General features: G+C 61.2%; 10 protein-coding genes and 1 pseudogene. 3 read left to right on the forward strand and 8 right to left on the reverse strand.

Going from position 1 to position 18906, the window contains the following annotated elements; translation table 11 throughout:
• The 3 genes and pseudogenes from DU506_RS03420 to DU506_RS03430 all read left to right on the forward strand — a co-directional run.
• Positions 1-104, forward strand: a pseudogene (locus tag DU506_RS03420) (IS5/IS1182 family transposase); the annotation flags it as partial.
• 56 nt (positions 105-160) lie between these two features.
• The gene (locus tag DU506_RS03425) at positions 161-748 is read left to right on the forward strand and encodes a TetR/AcrR family transcriptional regulator (protein ID WP_114485559.1); all 588 of its coding nucleotides are present in this window, start codon (positions 161-163) and stop codon (positions 746-748) included.
• A gap of 116 nt (positions 749-864) precedes the next feature.
• Positions 865-1434 carry a carboxymuconolactone decarboxylase family protein gene (locus DU506_RS03430; protein WP_114485560.1) on the forward strand — a complete coding sequence of 190 codons (570 nt, stop codon included), beginning with the start codon at positions 865-867 and terminating at the stop codon, positions 1432-1434.
• A 59-nt stretch (positions 1435-1493) separates the two neighbouring features.
• Here the strand turns inward: DU506_RS03430 and glgB are convergent, their stop codons facing one another.
• The 8 genes from glgB to treZ all read right to left on the reverse strand — a co-directional run bounded on the left by glgB (position 1494) and on the right by treZ (position 18902).
• On the reverse strand, positions 1494-3722 hold the full coding sequence (glgB, locus tag DU506_RS03435) for a 1,4-alpha-glucan branching protein GlgB (RefSeq protein WP_114485561.1): 2229 nt from the start codon (positions 3720-3722) through the stop codon (positions 1494-1496).
• Positions 3719-7066, reverse strand: a complete 3348-nt coding sequence (treS, locus tag DU506_RS03440) for a maltose alpha-D-glucosyltransferase (protein WP_114485562.1) — start codon at positions 7064-7066, stop codon at positions 3719-3721. Before treS ends, glgB begins: the two co-directional genes overlap by 4 nt.
• 51 nt (positions 7067-7117) lie before the next feature.
• Positions 7118-9148 (reverse strand): alpha-1,4-glucan--maltose-1-phosphate maltosyltransferase, encoded by a 2031-nt coding sequence (locus tag DU506_RS03445; protein WP_181870681.1) that lies wholly within the window; start codon positions 9146-9148, stop codon positions 7118-7120.
• Between the two features lie 69 nt (positions 9149-9217).
• Positions 9218-11419, reverse strand: coding sequence for a glycogen debranching protein GlgX (gene glgX / locus DU506_RS03450; RefSeq protein WP_114485563.1), 2202 nt, complete (start codon positions 11417-11419; stop codon positions 9218-9220).
• Positions 11420-11458: 39 nt separating this feature from the next.
• Entirely contained in the window at positions 11459-12130 is a 672-nt protein-coding gene (locus tag DU506_RS03455; RefSeq protein WP_235825421.1) for a DUF2934 domain-containing protein, read from the reverse strand.
• A gap of 25 nt (positions 12131-12155) precedes the next feature.
• The gene (gene treY, locus DU506_RS03460; RefSeq protein ID WP_114485564.1) at positions 12156-14969 is read right to left on the reverse strand and encodes a malto-oligosyltrehalose synthase; all 2814 of its coding nucleotides are present in this window, start codon (positions 14967-14969) and stop codon (positions 12156-12158) included.
• A complete protein-coding gene (gene malQ, locus DU506_RS03465) occupies positions 14962-17061 on the reverse strand; it encodes a 4-alpha-glucanotransferase (RefSeq protein ID WP_114485565.1) in 2100 nt (699 codons plus the stop codon). The genes treY and malQ overlap by 8 nt, the downstream gene beginning before the upstream one ends.
• Entirely contained in the window at positions 17058-18902 is a 1845-nt protein-coding gene (treZ, locus tag DU506_RS03470) for a malto-oligosyltrehalose trehalohydrolase (RefSeq protein ID WP_114485566.1), read from the reverse strand. The genes malQ and treZ overlap by 4 nt, the downstream gene beginning before the upstream one ends.
• Positions 18903-18906: the final 4 nt, after the last annotated feature.

The following is an 18906-nucleotide window of genomic DNA, read 5'->3' on the forward strand; positions in this document are numbered from 1 at the left end:
GATTGAAGCCGTATCGCGCGATAGCGATGCGGTATGACAAACTCAAACGAAACTACGAAAGCATGGTGGCCTTGGCCTGCGGTTTTTTATGGCTACCCATGTGAAAGGTCAACAGGCCCTACTATTTGCATTATGGAACGATTGGTTCTAAAGTCCAGTCATGACAAGAGGACGCCCCCTAGCATTCAGCCCCGACCAAGCCATTGCCCAGGCAATGCAGGTCTTCTGGGCACAAGGTTACAATAGTGCATCCACTCGCGATTTGCTGGTGGCCATGCAGATATCGCGCAGTAGCCTGTACCAGGCCTTCGGCAACAAGGAACAGCTGTTTCTCGAAGCGCTGCATCGCTACCGCGACAATCTGGTGGCGAGACTAGAGCGGAAGCTGACGGCTTCACCGAGTGCGCTTACCTTCATCGAAGGTCTGTTTCGTGACACCGCCCGGGATGCCTGCAGCGAGCGTGCCGCCCTGGGGTGTCTGATTTTCAATTCCGCCAGTGAATTGGGCCAGCGAGGCGACGTTCCCTCGCGTGAGGCCGCTGTTGCCGTTGCGGCAATTAAGCAGCTTTTTCACCAGGCGGTGCTTCAGGCCCAGGCGGAAGGCGATATCGATGCGAATCGAGATGCAGCCATGCTGGCCAATTACCTGACGCTTTCGATGGCCGGGCTGCGCACGCTACTCAAGAGCGGCGCCAGTGCCGAAGATGCCGGCGGCGCGGTCGAGCAGGTGTTGATAGGACTTCGCTGAAAAATACCTGCACTGAAGAGCGAGAAAAATCACGCTTGAAATAATCCATTTGGTATTTTTGGATCGATTGTTCCATATTTATCATCGCACCATCCAACAACAGCAAGGAAACTACCATGTCAGCCGAATATAAAATGAAGCTAGCACCGCAAACCCTGGATAACGCCGATGCCAAGGCCAAGCCGTTGCTGGAGAAAGCCAACGCCAAACTGGGGTTCGTGCCCAACATGTACCAGGCCATGGCCAAGGCGCCGGGGGTGTTGGATACCTACCTGCACGGTTATGATCTGTTCCGTGAGGAATCAGGCTTTGCCCCGCCCGAGCAGGAAGTGGTGTTTCTCACCATCAGCCGCCTGAATGGCTGCAGCTACTGCATGTCGGCGCACAGCATGCTGGGTGAAAAGGTCTCCCAGGTGCCGTCCGAGGTGATAAAAGCGCTGCGCAATGACCAGCCGATTCCCGATGACCGCCTGGCCGCCTTGAGCCAGTTCACCCAAGTCATGTTCGATACCCGAGGCAAGCCGAACAACGCCGATGTAAAAGCGTTTCTGGAGGCGGGGTTTGAAGAGCCGCATGTGATGCAGATTGTGCTCGCCATGGCGGTGAAGACCCTGAGCAACTACTCGAATCACATCAATCATCCTGAGCTGGATGACGCCTTTGCCGATTACGCCTGGGAAGGTTGAAGATAGCTTGCCCTGACTCGACATTGAGTCAGGGTTATCCTCGTGCCGGCCTACCCAGCTTATTCTCGGAGAATTTCGGTCGGGCGTAGCATCAATGCCGCCAGCGGTGGCAGCGTCAGTTCCAGGCTGGCGACCTGGCCGTGCAAGGGGGTATCGGCGGCTGTCAGTCGGCCCATGTTGCCCAGGTTCGACCCTCCATAGCAGTCGGCGTCGCTGTTGAATATCTCTTCCCAACTCCCTGCCTGGGGTACTCCCAGCCGATAACGGATGCGAGGTATGGGTGTCATGTTGGCGACCACCAATACTGGTTCGCCCGTGGCGCTTATCCGCAGCCAGGCAAAGACGCTGTTGGTATCATCGTTACCCACCACCCACATGAAGCCTTGCGGCTCGCTGTCGCATTCATGCAGGGCGGGTTGTTCCACGTAGAGGCGGTTGAGATCGCCAAGCAGTCGGCGAACGCCGGCATGGCGAGGTTCGCCGAGTAGCGACCAGTCGAGTTCGCGGTCGTGGCTCCACTCGCGCCACTGGCCGAACTCACAGCCCATGAACAACAGTTTCTTGCCGGGCTGGGACCACATGACGGAAAGATAGGCGCGCAGGTTGGCGAATTGCTGCCATTCATCGCCGGGCATCTTGCCGATCAACGATCTCTTGCCATGCACTACCTCGTCGTGAGAGATCGGCAGCACGTAATGTTCGGAAAACGCATAGACCATGGGAAAGGTCATGTCGTGATGCGAATACGAACGATAAATCGGGTCCTTGGCGATGTACTCCAGGGTGTCGTGCATCCAGCCCATGTTCCATTTGTAAGCGAAGCCCAAGCCGCCCTCGGCGGTGGGCTGGGTAACGCCAGGCCAGGCGGTGGATTCCTCGGCGATCACCACCGCGCCGGGGACTTCTTCGGCGACCACATCGTTGAGGTGACGCAGGAAGTCGATCGCCTCGAGATTCTCATGGCCGCCGTACTTGTTGGGAATCCACTCGCCCTCGTTGCGTGAATAGTTGCGGTAGAGCATCGAGGCGACGGCATCGACGCGTAACGCATCGACATGGAAATGTCGCAGCCAGTGCAGCGCCGAGGCCAGCATGAAACCGTGTACTTCACGCCTGCCCAGGTTGTAGATGTAGGTGTCCCAGTCCTGATGGAAACCCTCGAAAGGGTGCTCGTACTCGTACAGGGCGGTGCCGTCGAAACGCGCCAGGCCATGGGGGTCGGTGGGAAAGTGCGCTGGTACCCAGTCGAGAATCACGCCGAGCCCCGCCCGGTGGCACTCGTCGACGAAATAGGCGAAGTCCTTGGGCGTACCGAAGCGTGCGCTGGGCGCAAACTGGCTCAGCGGCTGGTAACCCCAGGAGCCGCCGAAGGGGTGCTCCATGATCGGCAGCAACTCGACATGGGTGAAGCCCATTTCCAGCACATAAGGGATCAAATGCTCGACCATGTCACGCCAGCTGTAGATTTCACCGTTGTCGCCGCCGTGCTTGCGCCATGAAGCGGCATGCACTTCGTAGACACTGATCGGCCGGGTAGGCTGGTGCGACTCGTCGCGTTGCGCGATCCATTCTTCATCATGCCAGACAAAGGGCGTGGTATCGGCGACCACCGAAGCGGTATTGGGTGGGGCTTCGGTGGCCAGAGCCACCGGGTCGGCGCGCAGCCCGAGGGTGCCCTGGGCATCGAGTATTTCGTACTTGTACGACTTTCCCGGGCCGAGGCGTGGGATGAACAATTCCCATACCCCGGCGGGATGACGCAGGCGCATCACATGGCGGCGCCCGTCCCAGTGGTTGAAAGGCCCCACCACCGCGACGCGTTGTGCATTGGGTGCCCAGACGGCGAAACGCACCCCGCTGACGCCGTCCACTTGCATGGGTTGAGCTCCCAGGCAGTGGCCCAAGTCGCGATGGTTGCCTTCACCGATCAGGTAAAGATCCATCTCGCCGAGCAGCAGGCCGAAGCTGTAGGGATCTTCGGTTAGCTGTTCACCGTCGGGCCAGCGGATGCGCAAGATGTAAGGGGCGGCATGCGGCAGCTGGGCAGCGAATAGCCCGGGAATCTGGATGGCCGTCAAGCAGCAGCGAAAAGCCCCGTCTTCACGGTCGAGCACATCGACCCCCAGTGCACCGGGCAGGTAAACCCGCAGCAGACTGGCTTCCTCGGTCTCGTGAATGCCGAGTAGCGAAAAGGGATTGCGGTGCGACCCCTTTACCAGCGCTTCGGCATCGTCCTCCGACAACCACAGGGTGCGATCCAGCATGGGTCTGGCGGTAAAATCATTCATGAGGCTTCTCCCGTGCTCAATTGTTCGACAATGGCGGCCAGCCCACGCAGTGGCACCCCCAGCCAGGCGGGGCGATTGGCGGCTTCGTAGGCGATCTCGTAGGCAGTCTTTTCGAGTACGAATAGATCGACCGCCGCGGCTGCTCCACTGGTTTTCTTCCATTCGTGGGGCATATCGAGCGTGGCCTGCCAATAGGCATTCAGGAACGCCTGGCGTCCCTTGAGCAGGTACTGCTCCGTTACATCGTGGCCGGTATCGGCTTGCGCTTCGGTACCTTCGTGGCCGGTTTGCGCTTCCTCCACCTTGGCGTAGGCGTAAGCGAAGGAGCGCAGCATCCCGGCAACGTCTCTAAGCGGGCTGTCCTTGGCGCGACGTTCCTCCAGGGGCCGGGCCGGCTCGCCCTCGAAGTCGATGATGTAGGCATCACCGTGTGCCACCAGTACTTGGCCGAGATGCAGATCGCCATGAATGCGCGTGATCAGGCTGCCTTCGGCAAGCGCCGCCATCGTCTCGATGGAAGCCAGCAAGCTATCGCGCTGGGCCAGAATTTCATCGGCCAGTTGCTGTTCGGCCTCGTCAGCAGCGCCCTTGTGACGCTCGAGCAATTCCAATGCCTCCTCGACGCGTTCACGCACCCGCTGCGCCCAGAGCTCAACCTGGGATTTATCGGCGATTTTGGGTGCAAAGGCCGGATCGTCGCTGGGCGACGCCAGCACCATGTGCAACTCGCCCAAGCGCCGGCCCAGGGTGATGGTAAAATCTTCAAGCTCATTGAAGGCGCCGTAGCTGGTTTCTTCGCGGCTGGTGTCTCGCCCGCGTTCACTGTCGGCTACCGCTTCACGAATCGCCCGCCCCAGGGTGTTACGGGTCCAGGACCAGGCATCGCCTTGGTTGTCGATGTAGCCTTGCAGGATCATCAGTGTCTGCGGCGTGCCTTGGTCGTCGAAGCGGGTCACCTCACCATGCAAGGGCGCAATATGCGCAAAGCCCCGCACGGTGAGGTAGCGCCCGATTTCCGCTTCGGGATGCAGGCCCGGTTCCAGGCGTCGGAATAACTTGAGGACCAACTGACGATTGATGATCACCGAACTGTTGGATTGCTCCGCAGCCTGTTGCACCACCTCTGGGTGCTCGGGAAGCGCCAGTTCGCTAAAGGCCGTGGTGGGCAGAAAGCGAATTTCACCGGCATCGCATGGCAGACGAGTTTCCTGGCGCATGGCATCGAGCACCGCCAAGGTGAAGGCGTCCAGCGTCAGGGCGTCGGTCAGCAGCCCCACCTCATGGAAACGACGCACCCGCGCCATGGCGAGTTGTTGCGGTAGGGCGCTGGTCTGCTCTTCCTCGCCCAGAAATGCCAACGGTAACTGATAACGCTCGCTGCCCTGGGCGTGTTCGACTTCCAACTCACTGATCAGCAGGGTGTGCTGGCTATGCTCCAAGCGAGCCACGTAGAGCATTTTTACCTGCTTGATGCGCGCCTGCTTGGCGGCGAACCAGCGCCGCTTGGGCAGGTAGTTGGGCAGCGTTTCACGTTCGAGCAACTGCCTGGGTGTCGCCTCGAAAATCTCCTCCAGGCGACGCTTGATGATCAGGGTGACGTAATCCGGCATCGGCTCGGGTACCGGGACGTGCCACTCCGGCATGGCGGTTTCCGGGGCCAGCAGGAACCAGAAGAAACCATAGGGCGGTAAGGTCAGCAGGTAGGGCAGCTTCCCAACCGGCGGGAAGGCGCTACCACCGACCATTTCCACCGGCACCTGGCCGGCGAAAGCGGAAAGGTCGAGTTCCACCGCCTGGGCGGTACGTGCCACGTTGGCCACGCACAGCAGCGTTTCCGTTTCGCCATTGTCCAGCGTCATCTCGCGCAGGTAGGCGAGGATATGTCGGTTGGCCGGGTAGAGTGGACGCATGGTGCCGCGGCTGAAAGCACGGTGCTGGCTGCGCACCACCAGCAATCGCCGCATGTTGTTGAGCAGCGAATGCGAGTCGCGTACCTGGGCCTCGACATTGACGGTCTGGTAGCCGTAAAGCGGGTCCATGATCGGCGGCAGTACCAGGCTTGCCGGATCGGCGCGGGAGAAACCGCCGTTACGGTCCACCGACCACTGCATCGGGGTACGCACGCCGTCCCGGTCGCCAAGATAGATATTGTCGCCCATGCCGATCTCGTCGCCGTAATACAGCACCGGCGTGCCCGGCATCGAAAGCAGCAGGCTATTGAGCAGTTCGATCCGCCGCCGGTCGCGTTCGAGCAGTGGCGCCAGGCGTCGCCGAATCCCCAGGTTGATGCGTGCCCGACGGTCGGAAGCGTAGTGGTTCCAGAGATAGTCGCGCTCCTTGTCGGTGACCATCTCCAGGGTCAGCTCGTCGTGGTTGCGCAGAAAGATCGCCCACTGACAGGTGGCAGGAATTTCCGGGGTCTGGCGCAGGATGTCAGTAATCGGGAAGCGGTCCTCCTGGGCCAGCGCCATGTACATGCGTGGCATCAGCGGGAAGTGAAACGCCATATGGCATTCGTCACCATCGCCGAAGTAGGGCCGGGTATCCTCCGGCCACTGGTTGGCTTCGGCGAGCAGCATGCGGTCGGGGTAGCGTTCGTCGATCACTGCCCGGATCTTCTTGAGAACCACATGGGTCTCGGGCAGATTCTCGTTGTTGGTGCCTTCGCGCTCGACCAGATAGGGAATGGCGTCCAGGCGGAGGCCGTCGACGCCCATGTCGAGCCAGTACGCCATCACCTTGAGCACTTCATCGAGTACCTGGGGGTTGTCGAAATTGAGATCCGGCTGGTGGGAATAGAAGCGGTGCCAGTAGTAGGCGCCGGCCACCGGGTCCCAGCTCCAGTTGGAGGACTCGGTGTCGAGAAAGATGATCCGCGTGCCCGGATACTTCAGATCGGTATCCGACCAGACGTAGAAGTCACGTTCCGGTGAACCCGGAGGTGCCTGTCTGGCGCGCTGGAACCATTCGTGCTGGTCGGAGGTGTGGTTGATGACCAGTTCGGTCAATACCCGCAAGCCGCGCCGATGCGCCTCCTCGATGAAGCGTTGAGCATCCTGAAGGGTACCGTAATCGGGACTGACGCTGGTGTATTCGGCGATATCGTAGCCATCATCGCGACGTGGTGAGGGATAGAATGGCAATATCCAGATCGTGTTCACGCCCAGCTCGACGATGTAATCGAGCTTCTGGATCAACCCCGCGAAGTCGCCGATGCCGTCGTCATTAGCGTCGAAGAACGCCTTGACGTGCACCTGATAGATTACGGCGTCCTTGTACCAGAGGGGGTCGTCGAGGAAATCAATGGCCTCGACGGCGTGTGTTTCGCTGCTGGCATCCATCATTGGGCTTACCCTCCCTGCTTTTTATAGGCACGAATGGATTGGTGGAAGTGGCTAGTGAACCGGGCGAATGCGCCAGATGGCGAACGGCTGATGCCATGGGTCAAGCCGCATCGACTGCCATTTGCCATGCCATGTCCAGCGATGACCACTCATGAGGTCCTCTCCATGCAGGGCGGCATCATCGGGTAACCCAAGCTCCCAGAGCGGCAGCTCGAAGGCGCCTTCCTGGGCCTCGAAGGGGTCGAGGCTGACGGCGACGAGAATGAAGTTGTCGCCTATTGCGGTACGCTTGCCGAAGAACAGTAGCCGGTCGTTGTGTACTGGATAGAAGCGGAGCCCCAAGTGAGTCTGCAGCGCTGGATTCTCGCGGCGGATGCGGTTGAGTTGGGCGATCTCGTAGTTGATGTTGCCGGGTGCGGTGTAATCGCGTGGACGGATTTCGTACTTCTCGGAATTAAGATATTCCTCCTTGCCCGGCACCGGGTCGCCTTCACATAGCTCGAACCCCGAGTACATGCCCCACAACCCCGATCCCATGGTGGCAAGCGCCGCACGAATCAGAAAGCCGGCGCGCCCCGACGATTGCAGAAAGTAGGGGTTGATGTCCGGCGTATTGACGAAGAAGTTGGGCCGGTAACCCTCGCGCAGCGGCGACTCATTCAACTGAGTGAAATACTCGGTCAGCTCCTTCTTGGTATGTCGCCAGGTGAAGTAGGTGTAGCTCTGAGTAAACCCCAACTTGCCGAGGTGCAGCATCATGGCCGGCCGAGTAAAGGCTTCGGCAAGAAAAATCACCGCCGGGTCGCGCCTGCGAATATCGGCGATCAGCCATTCCCAGAAGGGCAGCGGCTTGGTGTGGGGGTTGTCGACGCGAAAGATTTTCACCCCCTCGTCGATCCAGCCCTGCACCACATCGCGCAGCTCGATCCATAGCGAAGGGATGGCGTCCTCGGCGTAGAAGTCGACGTTGACGATGTCCTGGTATTTTTTGGGTGGGTTTTCGGCGTAGCGGATCGAACCGTCAGGCCGCCAGGAAAACCAGCCGGGGTGCTCCTTGAGCCAGGGGTGGTCCGGTGAGCACTGGATGGCGAAATCCAGGGCGATCTCCAGGCCATGCTCGGCGGCCACTTGCACCAGGTTGCGAAAATCCTCGTGGGTACCCAACGCCGGGTGAATGGCGTCGTGGCCGCCCTCGGGGCTTCCAATGGCGTAAGGGCTGCCCGGATCGTTCGGTCCTGGGACAAGGCTGTTGTTGGGGCCTTTGCGATGGGTGCGCCCAACCGGATGGATAGGCGGGAAATACAGCACGTCGAAGCCCAGGTCGCGAATCATAGGCAGCCGTTTGTGCACATCGTTGAAGGTGCCGTGGCGTCCGGGGTCGTCGGTTTCCGAGCGGGGAAACAGTTCGTACCAGCTGGCGAAACGTGCCTTGAGGCGTTCCACTTCCAGCGGGTAACGCGCATCGCTTCGGGTCAGGTGAGGGTGGGCATCCGCTTGGTGCATCAAATGCGCCGTCTCGCTAGCCAGCAACAGGGCGACTCGCTCGGCGTCCTGCTTGAGGATGCCAAAGTGTTCGTGAACGCCGTCGAGCGCTTCCTTTAGTGCGCCTTCACTGCGTTCGGCGGCTTGCTCGATCAGGCGTCTGCCTTCCTCGAGTTCGAGTTCCACCGCCACCCCGGCCTGATTTTTCTTCGAGAGTTCGTAGCGGTAAGTGGCGTAAATGTCCCACCAGGCTTCGATGATAAAGCTGTGCCTCCCCACCCGCTGGGGGGTGAAACGGCCTTCCCAGATGTCCAGGCCCAACGGTTCCACCTGATGCATGGGCTCACGCTGCTGTCGGCCTTGGTCGTCGTGCCAGCAGACCGTAGCGGCCAGCACATCATGACCATCGGCAAAGATTGTTGCCGTAATGTTCACCGGCTCATCAACGATGGCTTTGGCCGCGAAACGTCCATGATCGAGACTCGGCTGTACCGATTCGATAGCGATACGGGGTGCCTGGACGGCTGCCAGTACGTTTTGCTGGTCCTGCTCTTGCATCGGGGCGACGCCCCCGAGTGTTGAATACGGAGGTGAACTCATCACATGCTCCTCTGTAGTAGTTTGGCCTGGCCGGTAAAAGCCCTGCGCCTTGCCTGAGCCGCGTCATGTCTAGGTAGCAAAATCCCTGGCTTTTTCCTGCACCAGTTCCAGCAGGGCCAGTGAACGACCTTCCATCTCATGCACATCACCGAAAGCCTGTTGGAAAGGCGCTTCCTCTGTGGCCCGGCTGGTATCGAGACGGCATCGCCAGCCGCTGCCGCTTGGCGCGTCGGGTAACTTGAAAGCCACTGCGTCGTGGTGGGCATTGAAGATCAGCAGCAAGGTGACATCGGCACCGGCACGTCGAATGCCCGAGGGTTGGGCGCGGCCATCGAGCATTAACCCCAGGGTGCGCGCTTCGGGGTCCTCCCAGCGCTCGACATCCATTTCCTCGCCATCCGGGGCTAGCCAGGTAACTTCCTTGAGCCCCATATCCTCGTTGTACTCACCGCTTAGAAAACGTCCGCGGCGTAGAATGGGGTAGCGCAATCGCAGTGCCGTCACGCGACGCAGGTATTCGATCATCTCGTGGGCATCGCCACTGAGGTTCCAGTCAAGCCAACTGATCTCGTTGTCCTGGCAGTAGGCGTTATTGTTGCCTTGCTGGGTACGCAGCAGCTCGTCGCCCGCCAATAGCATCGGGGTGCCTTGGGAAAACAGGGTGGTAGCCAAAAAATTGCGGATCTGACGCAACCGCAGTTCCTTGATCTCGGGATCGTCGCTGGGGCCTTCCTCGCCGTGGTTCCAGGAGAGGTTATGGTCGTGACCATCCATGTTGTCCTCGCCGTTGGCCTCGTTGTGCTTGTCGTCGTAGGACACTAGGTCGTGGAGGGTGTAACCGTCGTGGGCGGTGACGAAATTGACCGAGGCGAACGGGCGCCGGCCGCGCCGATCGAAGAAATCCGCCGATCCCATCAGTCGGGTGGCCAATTCGGGTAGTTGCCCTTCGTCGCCTTTCCAGAAGGCGCGCACGGTATCGCGGTAGCGGTCGTTCCACTCCGCCCAGCCCGGTGGGAAACCGCCGACCTGGTAGCCGCCAGGGCCGCAATCCCAGGGTTCGGCAATCAGTTTTACCTGGCTGAGAATCGGATCCTGGCGGCAGGAATCAAGGAAACCGCCGCCCTCGTCGAAGCCGTGGTGTTCGCGCCCGAGGATTGTCGCCAGGTCGAAGCGGAATCCATCCACACGCATCTCCGTGGCCCAGTAGCGCAAGGAATCGGTGACCATCTGCAATACTCGCGGATGACTCAGGTTCAGGGTGTTGCCGGTGCCGGTATCGTCGATGTAGTAGCGCGACTCGTCGGGCATCAGACGATAGTAGACGGCGTTGTCGATTCCCTTGAGCGAAAGCGTGGGGCCGAGTTCATTGCCTTCGGCGGTGTGGTTGTAGACCACATCCAGGATGACCTCCAGGCCTTTAGCATGATAGCGTGCGACCAATTCCTTGAATTCATTAATATTGTCACCCGAAAGGTAGCGCGAATGCGGGGCGAAGAATCCCAGGGTGTTATACCCCCAGTAATTGCTAAGGCCCTTTTCAAGCAGGTGCTGGTCGTCGATGAAGGCATGAATCGGCAGAAATTCCACCGAGGACACCCCCAGCGAGCGGATGTAGTTGATTACCTCGTTGACCATCAGCCCGGCGAAGGTGCCGCGCAGTGCTTCCGGCACCGCCGGGTGGCGCATGGTATAGCCGCGTACATGTGTCTCGTAGACAATGGTGTGATCCCAGGGGAGCTGCACCCCGCGTGAACGCCCCCAGGTGAAGGCAGGGTCGAGCACACGACAGCGCGGCATGAAGGGGGCGCTGTCGCGTTCATCGAAACTCAGATCGCCGTCAGGGTGACCGATGGTGTAGCCGAACAAGGCGTCATCCCATTTCAGGTCACCGACGATCTGCTTGGCGTAGGGGTCGAGCAACAGCTTGTTGGCGTTGAAGCGATGCCCTTCCTCGGGCGTGTAAGGCCCATGAACCCGATAGCCGTAAAGCTGGCCGGGACGGGCGTCGGGCAGGTAGCCATGCCATACCTCGTCGGTATATTCCGGTAGCTCGATACGTTCCAGTTCCCGCTCGCCGGATTCATCGAACAGGCACAGTTCGACCTTGGTGGCGTTGGCCGAAAACAGCGCGAAATTCACCCCCAAACCATCCCAGGTGGCTCCCAATGGGAATGACGAGCCTTCATGTACCCTAGATTGCCGCATGACGCTGGGGGACTCCTCGCTGGTAACGGTTTTTTCGCTTTCCTGTGAGGCTTGGCTTGTTTTCATCACATGCATCCTTGGCCCGATAGGGCACTCCCGGCGTGTCTAACTAGGGTCCGAGGCCTTGGTGGTTTTGGTCTTCTTCGCCGTTTTAGGTTTTTGATCCGCTTTCGTGGCTTTAGCCGTTTTTGTGGCTTTTTTTGCTGTTTTTGCAGGCTTTTGGGTGGTTTTGGCGGTGGTGTCGCTCTTGCGAGTCCGCGTGCGAGCGGCTGTCTTGCCCGGCACTTGGGTGGTATCCGTCTCGTTGGTCGGGGTCAGGGTATCGTCGCTACGCCGCGGGCGGCGGGTACGCCTTACCGTGGCGGAATCCTCCGGTAGCGGCTCCATCGCCCCTGGTGGTGGCTCGGCTGATGGCGGTGCCTGTTGCGGATGGCCGCGATCCTGTACCGGGACGTCCGTGCCCGCCATCTTGTCATCGCGAAAGGGCGTCTCATCGAAAGAAGGCTCGCCATCGGGGGGCTCCAACGGCAGGCGATTCTCATCAATGCCCACTTCATCCTCTTCCAGGGGCAATTCATCCTCCAGAATCGGCGCCTCATCAAGGGGCTCACCCACCTCTTCCAGAGTGGCATCGGTACCCGCTACTCGTTCGGTGGCGACAATTTTCAATGCCATGTCCCAATGGCGCTGTTGTTGCCCCTCGGGGCGCCCCTCGGACTCCCATATCTTGTAGGCCAAGTAACGTACACGCTCGGCTTCACTCATTTCGTCAGCCATATCAATTCTCCCAAGGTTGCTCGTTTCAATGTAGAAAAGACGTTTCCCGATCTCTAGCGGCCAAGGCATCGTCACGTAGAAAAATCCCGACGGGCAGCTGCGCCAGAAGTGTGGTGGCTGGAATCTCGCTCTCGCTTATCGCCAGGCTGGCGTGAGTCAGCACTTCCCGCCAGGTGCCCTGCAGCTCAGGAGTCAGCTGCAGCCGGGTGTTGCCCCAACGTTGCGGCGGGATATGCGGTTGCTGGGCATCGCCCAGCAGGCCGCCCGGGAGCCGCGGCACTACCACCAGCAGCTGTTGCCCGGCGTGGCTGCGTGTGAAAGCCAGAAGGTTGGTGGCGTTTTCCCCAGCCGTCGCTATCTCACGATAGTTGCCTTGAGCGAATAGCGCAGGCTGATGTTGTCTGAGCGCCAGCAGTCGGGCGATGACCGCCTGCTTTAAGCGTCCATCGCGCCAATCAGGCAGGGCGTCAAGCGGTGTCGGCTTCTCGGCCAATGCCGCCTGGCGTGCGGCATGATCCACAGGGCGTCGGTTGTCGGGGTCGACCAGGCTGTAGTCCCAGAATTCGCACCCCTGGTAGAGATCCGGCACGCCGGGAACGGTGAGTCGCAGTACCGTCTGGGCCAAGCCGTTGATCGCCCCGGGAAGGTCGAGCGCTCTCGCCGCGCCGGCGAGCGAGTCACGCAGCATCGGTTCTGCCAGCAAGCCTTCGAGAAACTCACGGCAGGCCGCCTCGTAGGCTTCGTCCGGCCACAGCCAATGGCTATGCAATTTGGCTTCACGCAGGGCTTTTTGCTGCCATTGGGCGAGACGCTGGGTAAAGTCCCGCATGCCGTTGGCGTCCTGAACTTCCAAGGTCGGCGGCCAGGCACCGAGCAGCAACTGAAAGACAATCAATTGGTCGCCGGGCGAGGGAGCAAGTCCGCTGGTTAGCGCTCGGCGCAGCGGTGTGGCCAACCGCCGCCAATGCTCGACCTGATCGCTGAACGGCTTGGCGCGCTCACTGAGCGCGGCCAGCCGGGCGCGCACGTCCTCGCCGCGCTTGTGGTCGTGGGTCGCGGTGGTCACCATGCCGAGAGGAAAGTGGCGAGCGCGCCAGGCGTTCGCTGCATGAAAATGCTCGGGGGAATGACTGAAGTGCTCGCCATCGAAGCCCACGTCATTGCGCGAGATCAGCACCGCGCTCCGGTACCCGGCGGTGTCTTCCACCGCCTTGGCGGCGACCGGCGAAGTGAGCTGCTGAAAACGCACGATGGCCCGCTGGCGCAGCCGGCGTTCCTGGTTATCCTCGCAGTCACTTGGCGCTTCACCGCCCAACCAGGCGTCGATACAATCGAGAACCCATGCATCCGGAGGACTAAGCTCCTTGCGAGCTCCCGCCATTGCCTGGGCGAAGAAAGGTTCGTCTACGTCGGGGCGGCCCGCGTCATCGGCATAGGTGCGATAGATCGGAAAATGCGCGATCAGTGCCTTCAGCGCCCGTCGAATCGCCGCCAGGGTGATATCGCGGCTTTCCAGCCGCGAGCGGGCAACGGCGTGCAGCGCTCGTGCGCAGGCGTCGTATTCACTGACCAGAATAGACGTGAGTATTTCGCGCCGCGCCAGGCGTACCTCGCCAAGAAAGTCAGGGTCGCGACCGCTGACCTCATGCCACAGCGCCCGCAGAGGCTCGGCCCCCGCCGGGTCATGCTGTACCCCGGAGACGTGGTTCATGAACTCGTAACCGCTGGTGCCATCCACGCCCCAGTCGCGATGCAGCCTCTCCTCGGCACCCAGGATCTTTTCTACATAGAGAACGACAGGGTGCGGGGCATCGGCGGGGCGCTTTTCCTGCAAGGCGTCCAGGCGGTCGCGCAGGCGCAGGCAATAGCCGCAGGGGTCGGCCAACCCGTCGACATGGTCGACCCGCAGGCCGTCCACCCAACCCGCTTCGACTAGACGTAGCGGCAGGGCGTGCGTGGCCTCGAAGACTTCGGGCAGCTCGACGCGCAGCCCTCCCAGCTCGGTAACGTCGAAGAAGCGCCGCCAGTTGATTTCGTCGGAGGCGGTTCGCCACCACGCCAGGCGGTAATGCTGACGTTCGAGCAAGGCATGCAGACGGATGGCCCCCTCGGGGGTGGTGCCATCGAATTGCGCCAGGGCCTCATCAAGCGCTTGGCGAGCCGGGGGATCGTCGACAATCAGGCGTAGCCGATGGCGAATCTCGTCAACGGCGGTATAGGCGTCATCACGCTGCTGCAGCGCATCGAATTGCACCGCCAGATCCCATAGCGAATCATGCTCGGCAAGGCGCAGGATGTTGCCGTAATGGCGAGGGTCGATGGGGAAGCGATGCTCGTGATAGGCGAGGTGGAAACTCACCACTTGCGGCACGTAGCGCAGCGTCAATTCCCCTGACTGGAGTATCTCGGCATAAGGCGCGCCGAGAAACGGAACCAGCAGCTTCCCGGTGAGCAGGGGGTCGGGAGAACACCAGTCGATGTCGAAGAATTCGGCATAGGGACTGTCGCGACCCCAGGCCAGTACCTCCTGCCACCAGGGGTTTTCCGAGCCGCCGACCGCGACATGGTTGGGCACGATATCCAGTATCAATCCCATGCCGTTTGCGCGTAGCCGTGTCACCAGGCGCTCCAGCGCCGCCTCACCGCCAAGTTCAGGGTCTATGCGGGTCGGATCGATGCCATCGTAGCCATGCGGGGAGCCGCTTCGCGACGTCTGTAACGGCGAGGCATAAAGGTGGCTGATGCCCAGGGCGGCGTAGTAGTCCACCCAGCGTTCCGCGTCATCCAGGGTGAAACCGGCATGAAATTGCAGGCGGACGGTCGCGCGGATTTCATTCATGAGCCGACCTCCGCTGGCGCGCCAGTTCACTGAGCCGATGGCGAACTTCATCCGATGCCAGGAGGACGTCGGCATCGGCCGTCCAGCGTCTTCGCCAGTTGGGATGCTCAGTGATGGTACCCGGCAGGTTGGCCTGCTCTTCGAGCCCCAGGGCGTCTTCCACCTGGAGCAATACCAAGGGGGCGGGTGTGCGCCCCAAATGGCGGGCGCAGGCATCGAGTACCTGGGAGGCGGGAATGTCGGAGGCTTCCAGCGTTCTGGTCAACGAGCCGTGGCAAAGCAGCCCCAGGGCGCTTGCGAGCTTGGCGCGTTCCCGGCGACGTTCACCTTGCTCGCTTTCGGCACTTTGTGTCTCCTTGAGCAGCCCCAGGCGGCTGCGCCATTCGATGTCGCGGCCCGCCCACCAGCCGGCGACGGTGGGAAGATCATGCGTGGAGGTGGTCGCCATGGCCTCGGCGGACCAGTCGCCTGCCGGCAGGAAAACATCATCGTTTTCATCCAGCTCGAACCACAGCACCTGCATGCCCAGGATGCCGTGCGCGGCCAGGCGTTCACGAAAGCCCGGGGCGACGGTGCCCAGATCCTCGCCGATGACGATGCCGCGATGGCGCCGTGATTCCAGCGTCACCAGGCGCAGCATGTCGTCAAACGGATAACACAGGTAGCCGCCTTCGGTAGGCGGAGCGCCATGGGGAATCAGCCACAGACGCATCAGACCGAGAATGTGGTCGATACGCAGCCCGCCTGCGTGGGTAAAGGCGTTACGCAGCATGTCGATGAAGCTGCGAAATCCCGAATGCACCAGGCCGTAGGGTGAAAAGGCGGCCAATCCCCAGTCCTGGCCATAGACGTTGAGAAGGTCGGGAGGCGCGCCGATCGAGACACCTTCCAGCATTTCGGACTGGCGGCTCCATGTCTGGCTGCCCGCGGCATCAGCGCCTACGGCCAGGTCGGCGATCAGCCCGATCTTCATGCCCGCATCGCGGGCCGATTTCTGGGCGTGAGCCAACCCCCGATCCGCGACCCACTGCAAAAAAGCGTGAAAACCTACTTCCTGAGCGTGGGCTTCAGCGAAGCGCTTGACGTCGGGGTTGGCGGGGTCGCGCAGTGCCTGAGGCCAGTCACGCCAGTCGCCCGGCCCGAACTCCATCTGCAGTGCCTCGAAACGGCAATGATCTTCCAGCAAGCTGCCGCCTGCCTGACGAAACGCCGCCAGATTCTGGCGCAGTACTTGCGCCTCGCTATCCTGGCGGGCCATCAGGTCATCGTAGAGCGTTCGCAGCCAGGCGAGTTTGGTGCGTGCGGCGGCGGGCCAGTCGAGATAGTCTTCTGCTTCCAGTCGACGCATTCGCGCTTCAAAATCGCTTTGTGACTCGGCCTTTTTCACCGCGGCCTTGCCGAGTAGAAGCTCGGGGGAGCCGTAAAGCACGTTATGCAGCAAGCGGCTGGAAGGCGAGTAGGGGCTGTAACGCTCGGGGTCGGCGCTGAACATGGCGTGAGTGGGGCTGATCGCCAGCGCCGCGGCTCCCTGTTCCGCCGCGCGCGCGGCGAATATTTCCAAGGTCAGGGCATCACCGATCCCACCGTCACCAGGGCGGTGCAGGGCGTAGAGTTGTGCGGTGAGTCCCCATAGGCGTGGACTAGCGTCGGCGACCGCATCCTTGGGTGAAAAACATTGCGCCGGAGCGACGGCCAAGGTTATTTCGACGTTGGCGATTTGCAGCCGATGATAGCCAATTTCTGCAACAGCGGGCAGGCAATCGGGTTTTTCAAGCCACCCCTCATGGCGACCACCACGTTCAAGGAACAGGGTGAAGGGAGTGCCGGGCGTTAGTGGTGAAGGCAAGGCCACCGAATAACCGCTGTCGGCGGTAATCAGCGGCGGCCATTGCTCGGGGCCTTCGGGTTCGTTCAAGCACTTCAGGCGTTGCAAGCTGTCACGCATGATCGGCTCGTCATCGGCGGGAAAGCCGAGGATCGAAAGCAGCCTGCGTTGGCGCTCTTCAGGTAGCTGTTGGCGTTCGCCATCGCTGTCTTCCCATTCCAGGAGCAAACCGGCCGCCATGGCGACTTGTCTCAGCGTATCGTTCATACACTCATTTCCTCTTCTCCTGGATTGTGGTGCAGCCAGGCGGCGCCACAGCGTGGTGCCAAACGTCCGCTTTGTGCCGCTAGCGCCACGCCTTGCCGGGTTTCATGCAAATGCCGACCGACGCCGAAACCGGACGTCGCCACCGGCTCATCGCTCAGGTTGAGCGCTATGCTCAATTGGCTGCCGTCGTTCATCCGCCAGCGGGCGACGACGGCTTTTTCGCCCAGCACCTCCGCTCCCAGCGCCATGGCACCTTCCAGGCGTGGCAGTATCTCCCGGTGGCGCAGCGCCAGCAGGGTGCGATAACGCTCAAGGCAGGCGGCGTGGGGAGGCGTTTCGCGGGCGTCGAAATCGGGAACCGAGTCCTCGAAGGTCTGGCGCGCGTTGGGGTCGGGAATTCGCTCGCGGGTTCTTGCGTCGCGAAAGGCGCTGAAATCGGCGAATTCCGCACGCCGCCCCTCACGAACCGCTTGGGCGAGTTCCTCCTTGTGCTGGGTAAAAAACAGGAAGGGCCGCCTGGAGCCCCATTCCTCGCCCATGAACAGCAGCGGTACCATCGGTGAAAGCAGCAGCAGAAGGGTGGCGGCCTCGAGCGCCTCGGGGTCGGCGAGCACAGTCAACCGCTCGCCAAGGGCGCGATTGCCGGTCTGGTCGTGATTCTGCAAGAACGCCACGAAGGCGGTAGGCGGCAGGTGGCCGCTGGGCTCGCCGCGGGAATGGCCGTGGCGTGACTGCTGGCCCTGATAGATGAAGCCCTCACTCAGGCAGCGGGCCAGGCGTGACGTGGCGTCCTCGACGAAATCGGCATAGTAGCCTTCGTGTTCACCGGTCAGCAGCACATGCAGAACGTTGTGCCAGTCGTCATTCCACTGGGCGCTGTACTGCCGAGGGTTGAGCAGGCTCGCCGCGTTGCCCTCGTTCTCAAGCACCAGGTGCAGATGGCGTTCCGGTGCGCTGCGTGCGCGTATTTCCTCGGCCATCTCGGCCAGGAAGTCGTGCTCGCTGATGGCATGCACCGCATCGAAGCGCAAGCCGTCCAGCCGGTACTCCTTAAGCCACATCAGGGCGTTGTCGATGAAATACCGACGTACCATGGGCTGGCGAAAGTCGATGGAAGGTCCCCAGGGCGTGATCAGATCGTCACGAAAGAAGGGGGCGGCATACTGGCCGAGGTAGTTGCCGTCCGGCCCGAAGTGGTTGTAGACCACGTCGAGAAACACCATCAGACCGAATCCGTGAGCCTCATCGATCAGCGCTTTCATGGCGTCAGGGCTGCCATAGGAGGCCTCCACCGCGTAGGGCAGCACGCCGTCGTAGCCCCAGTTGCGTGCCCCGGGAAATTCGGAGACCGGCATCAGTTCGATGGCGGTGACGCCAAGCTCGACAAGGTAAGGTAGGCGTTGGCGCACGCCGTCGAAGCCGCCCAGGGTGCCGATATGCAATTCATACAGCACGGTTTCGTGCCAGGGGCGGCCCTGCCAGGCAGTGTTTCGCCAGACATAATGCTGGGGATCAATCACCAGGCTCGGCCCGTCAATGTCACCGGCCTGGGCGCGGGAGGCCGGGTCGGGTATCCGGGTGCCGGTTTCGTCATCACCGCTGAACACCCGGTAACGGTAGCGAGCACCATGGCCGCATGACGCTTCGATCGAGAAACATCCATTGCCTGCCTCAGACATGGCCATGCTCGGTCTCCCTTCGATTTCAAGCCGGACGGCATGTGCACTAGGCGCCCACAAAGCGAAGCGCGTTCGTCCTTCGCTGATGACCTGGGCACCGAAGGTAGGCTGGCACTCGGCTCCTTTAAACTGGGCTGCTTGAGACCTGTCTCGTTGAAACATGGCT

This window comes from Vreelandella rituensis, from assembly GCF_003336665.1.
GTDB classification, from domain to species: domain Bacteria; phylum Pseudomonadota; class Gammaproteobacteria; order Pseudomonadales; family Halomonadaceae; genus Vreelandella; species Vreelandella rituensis.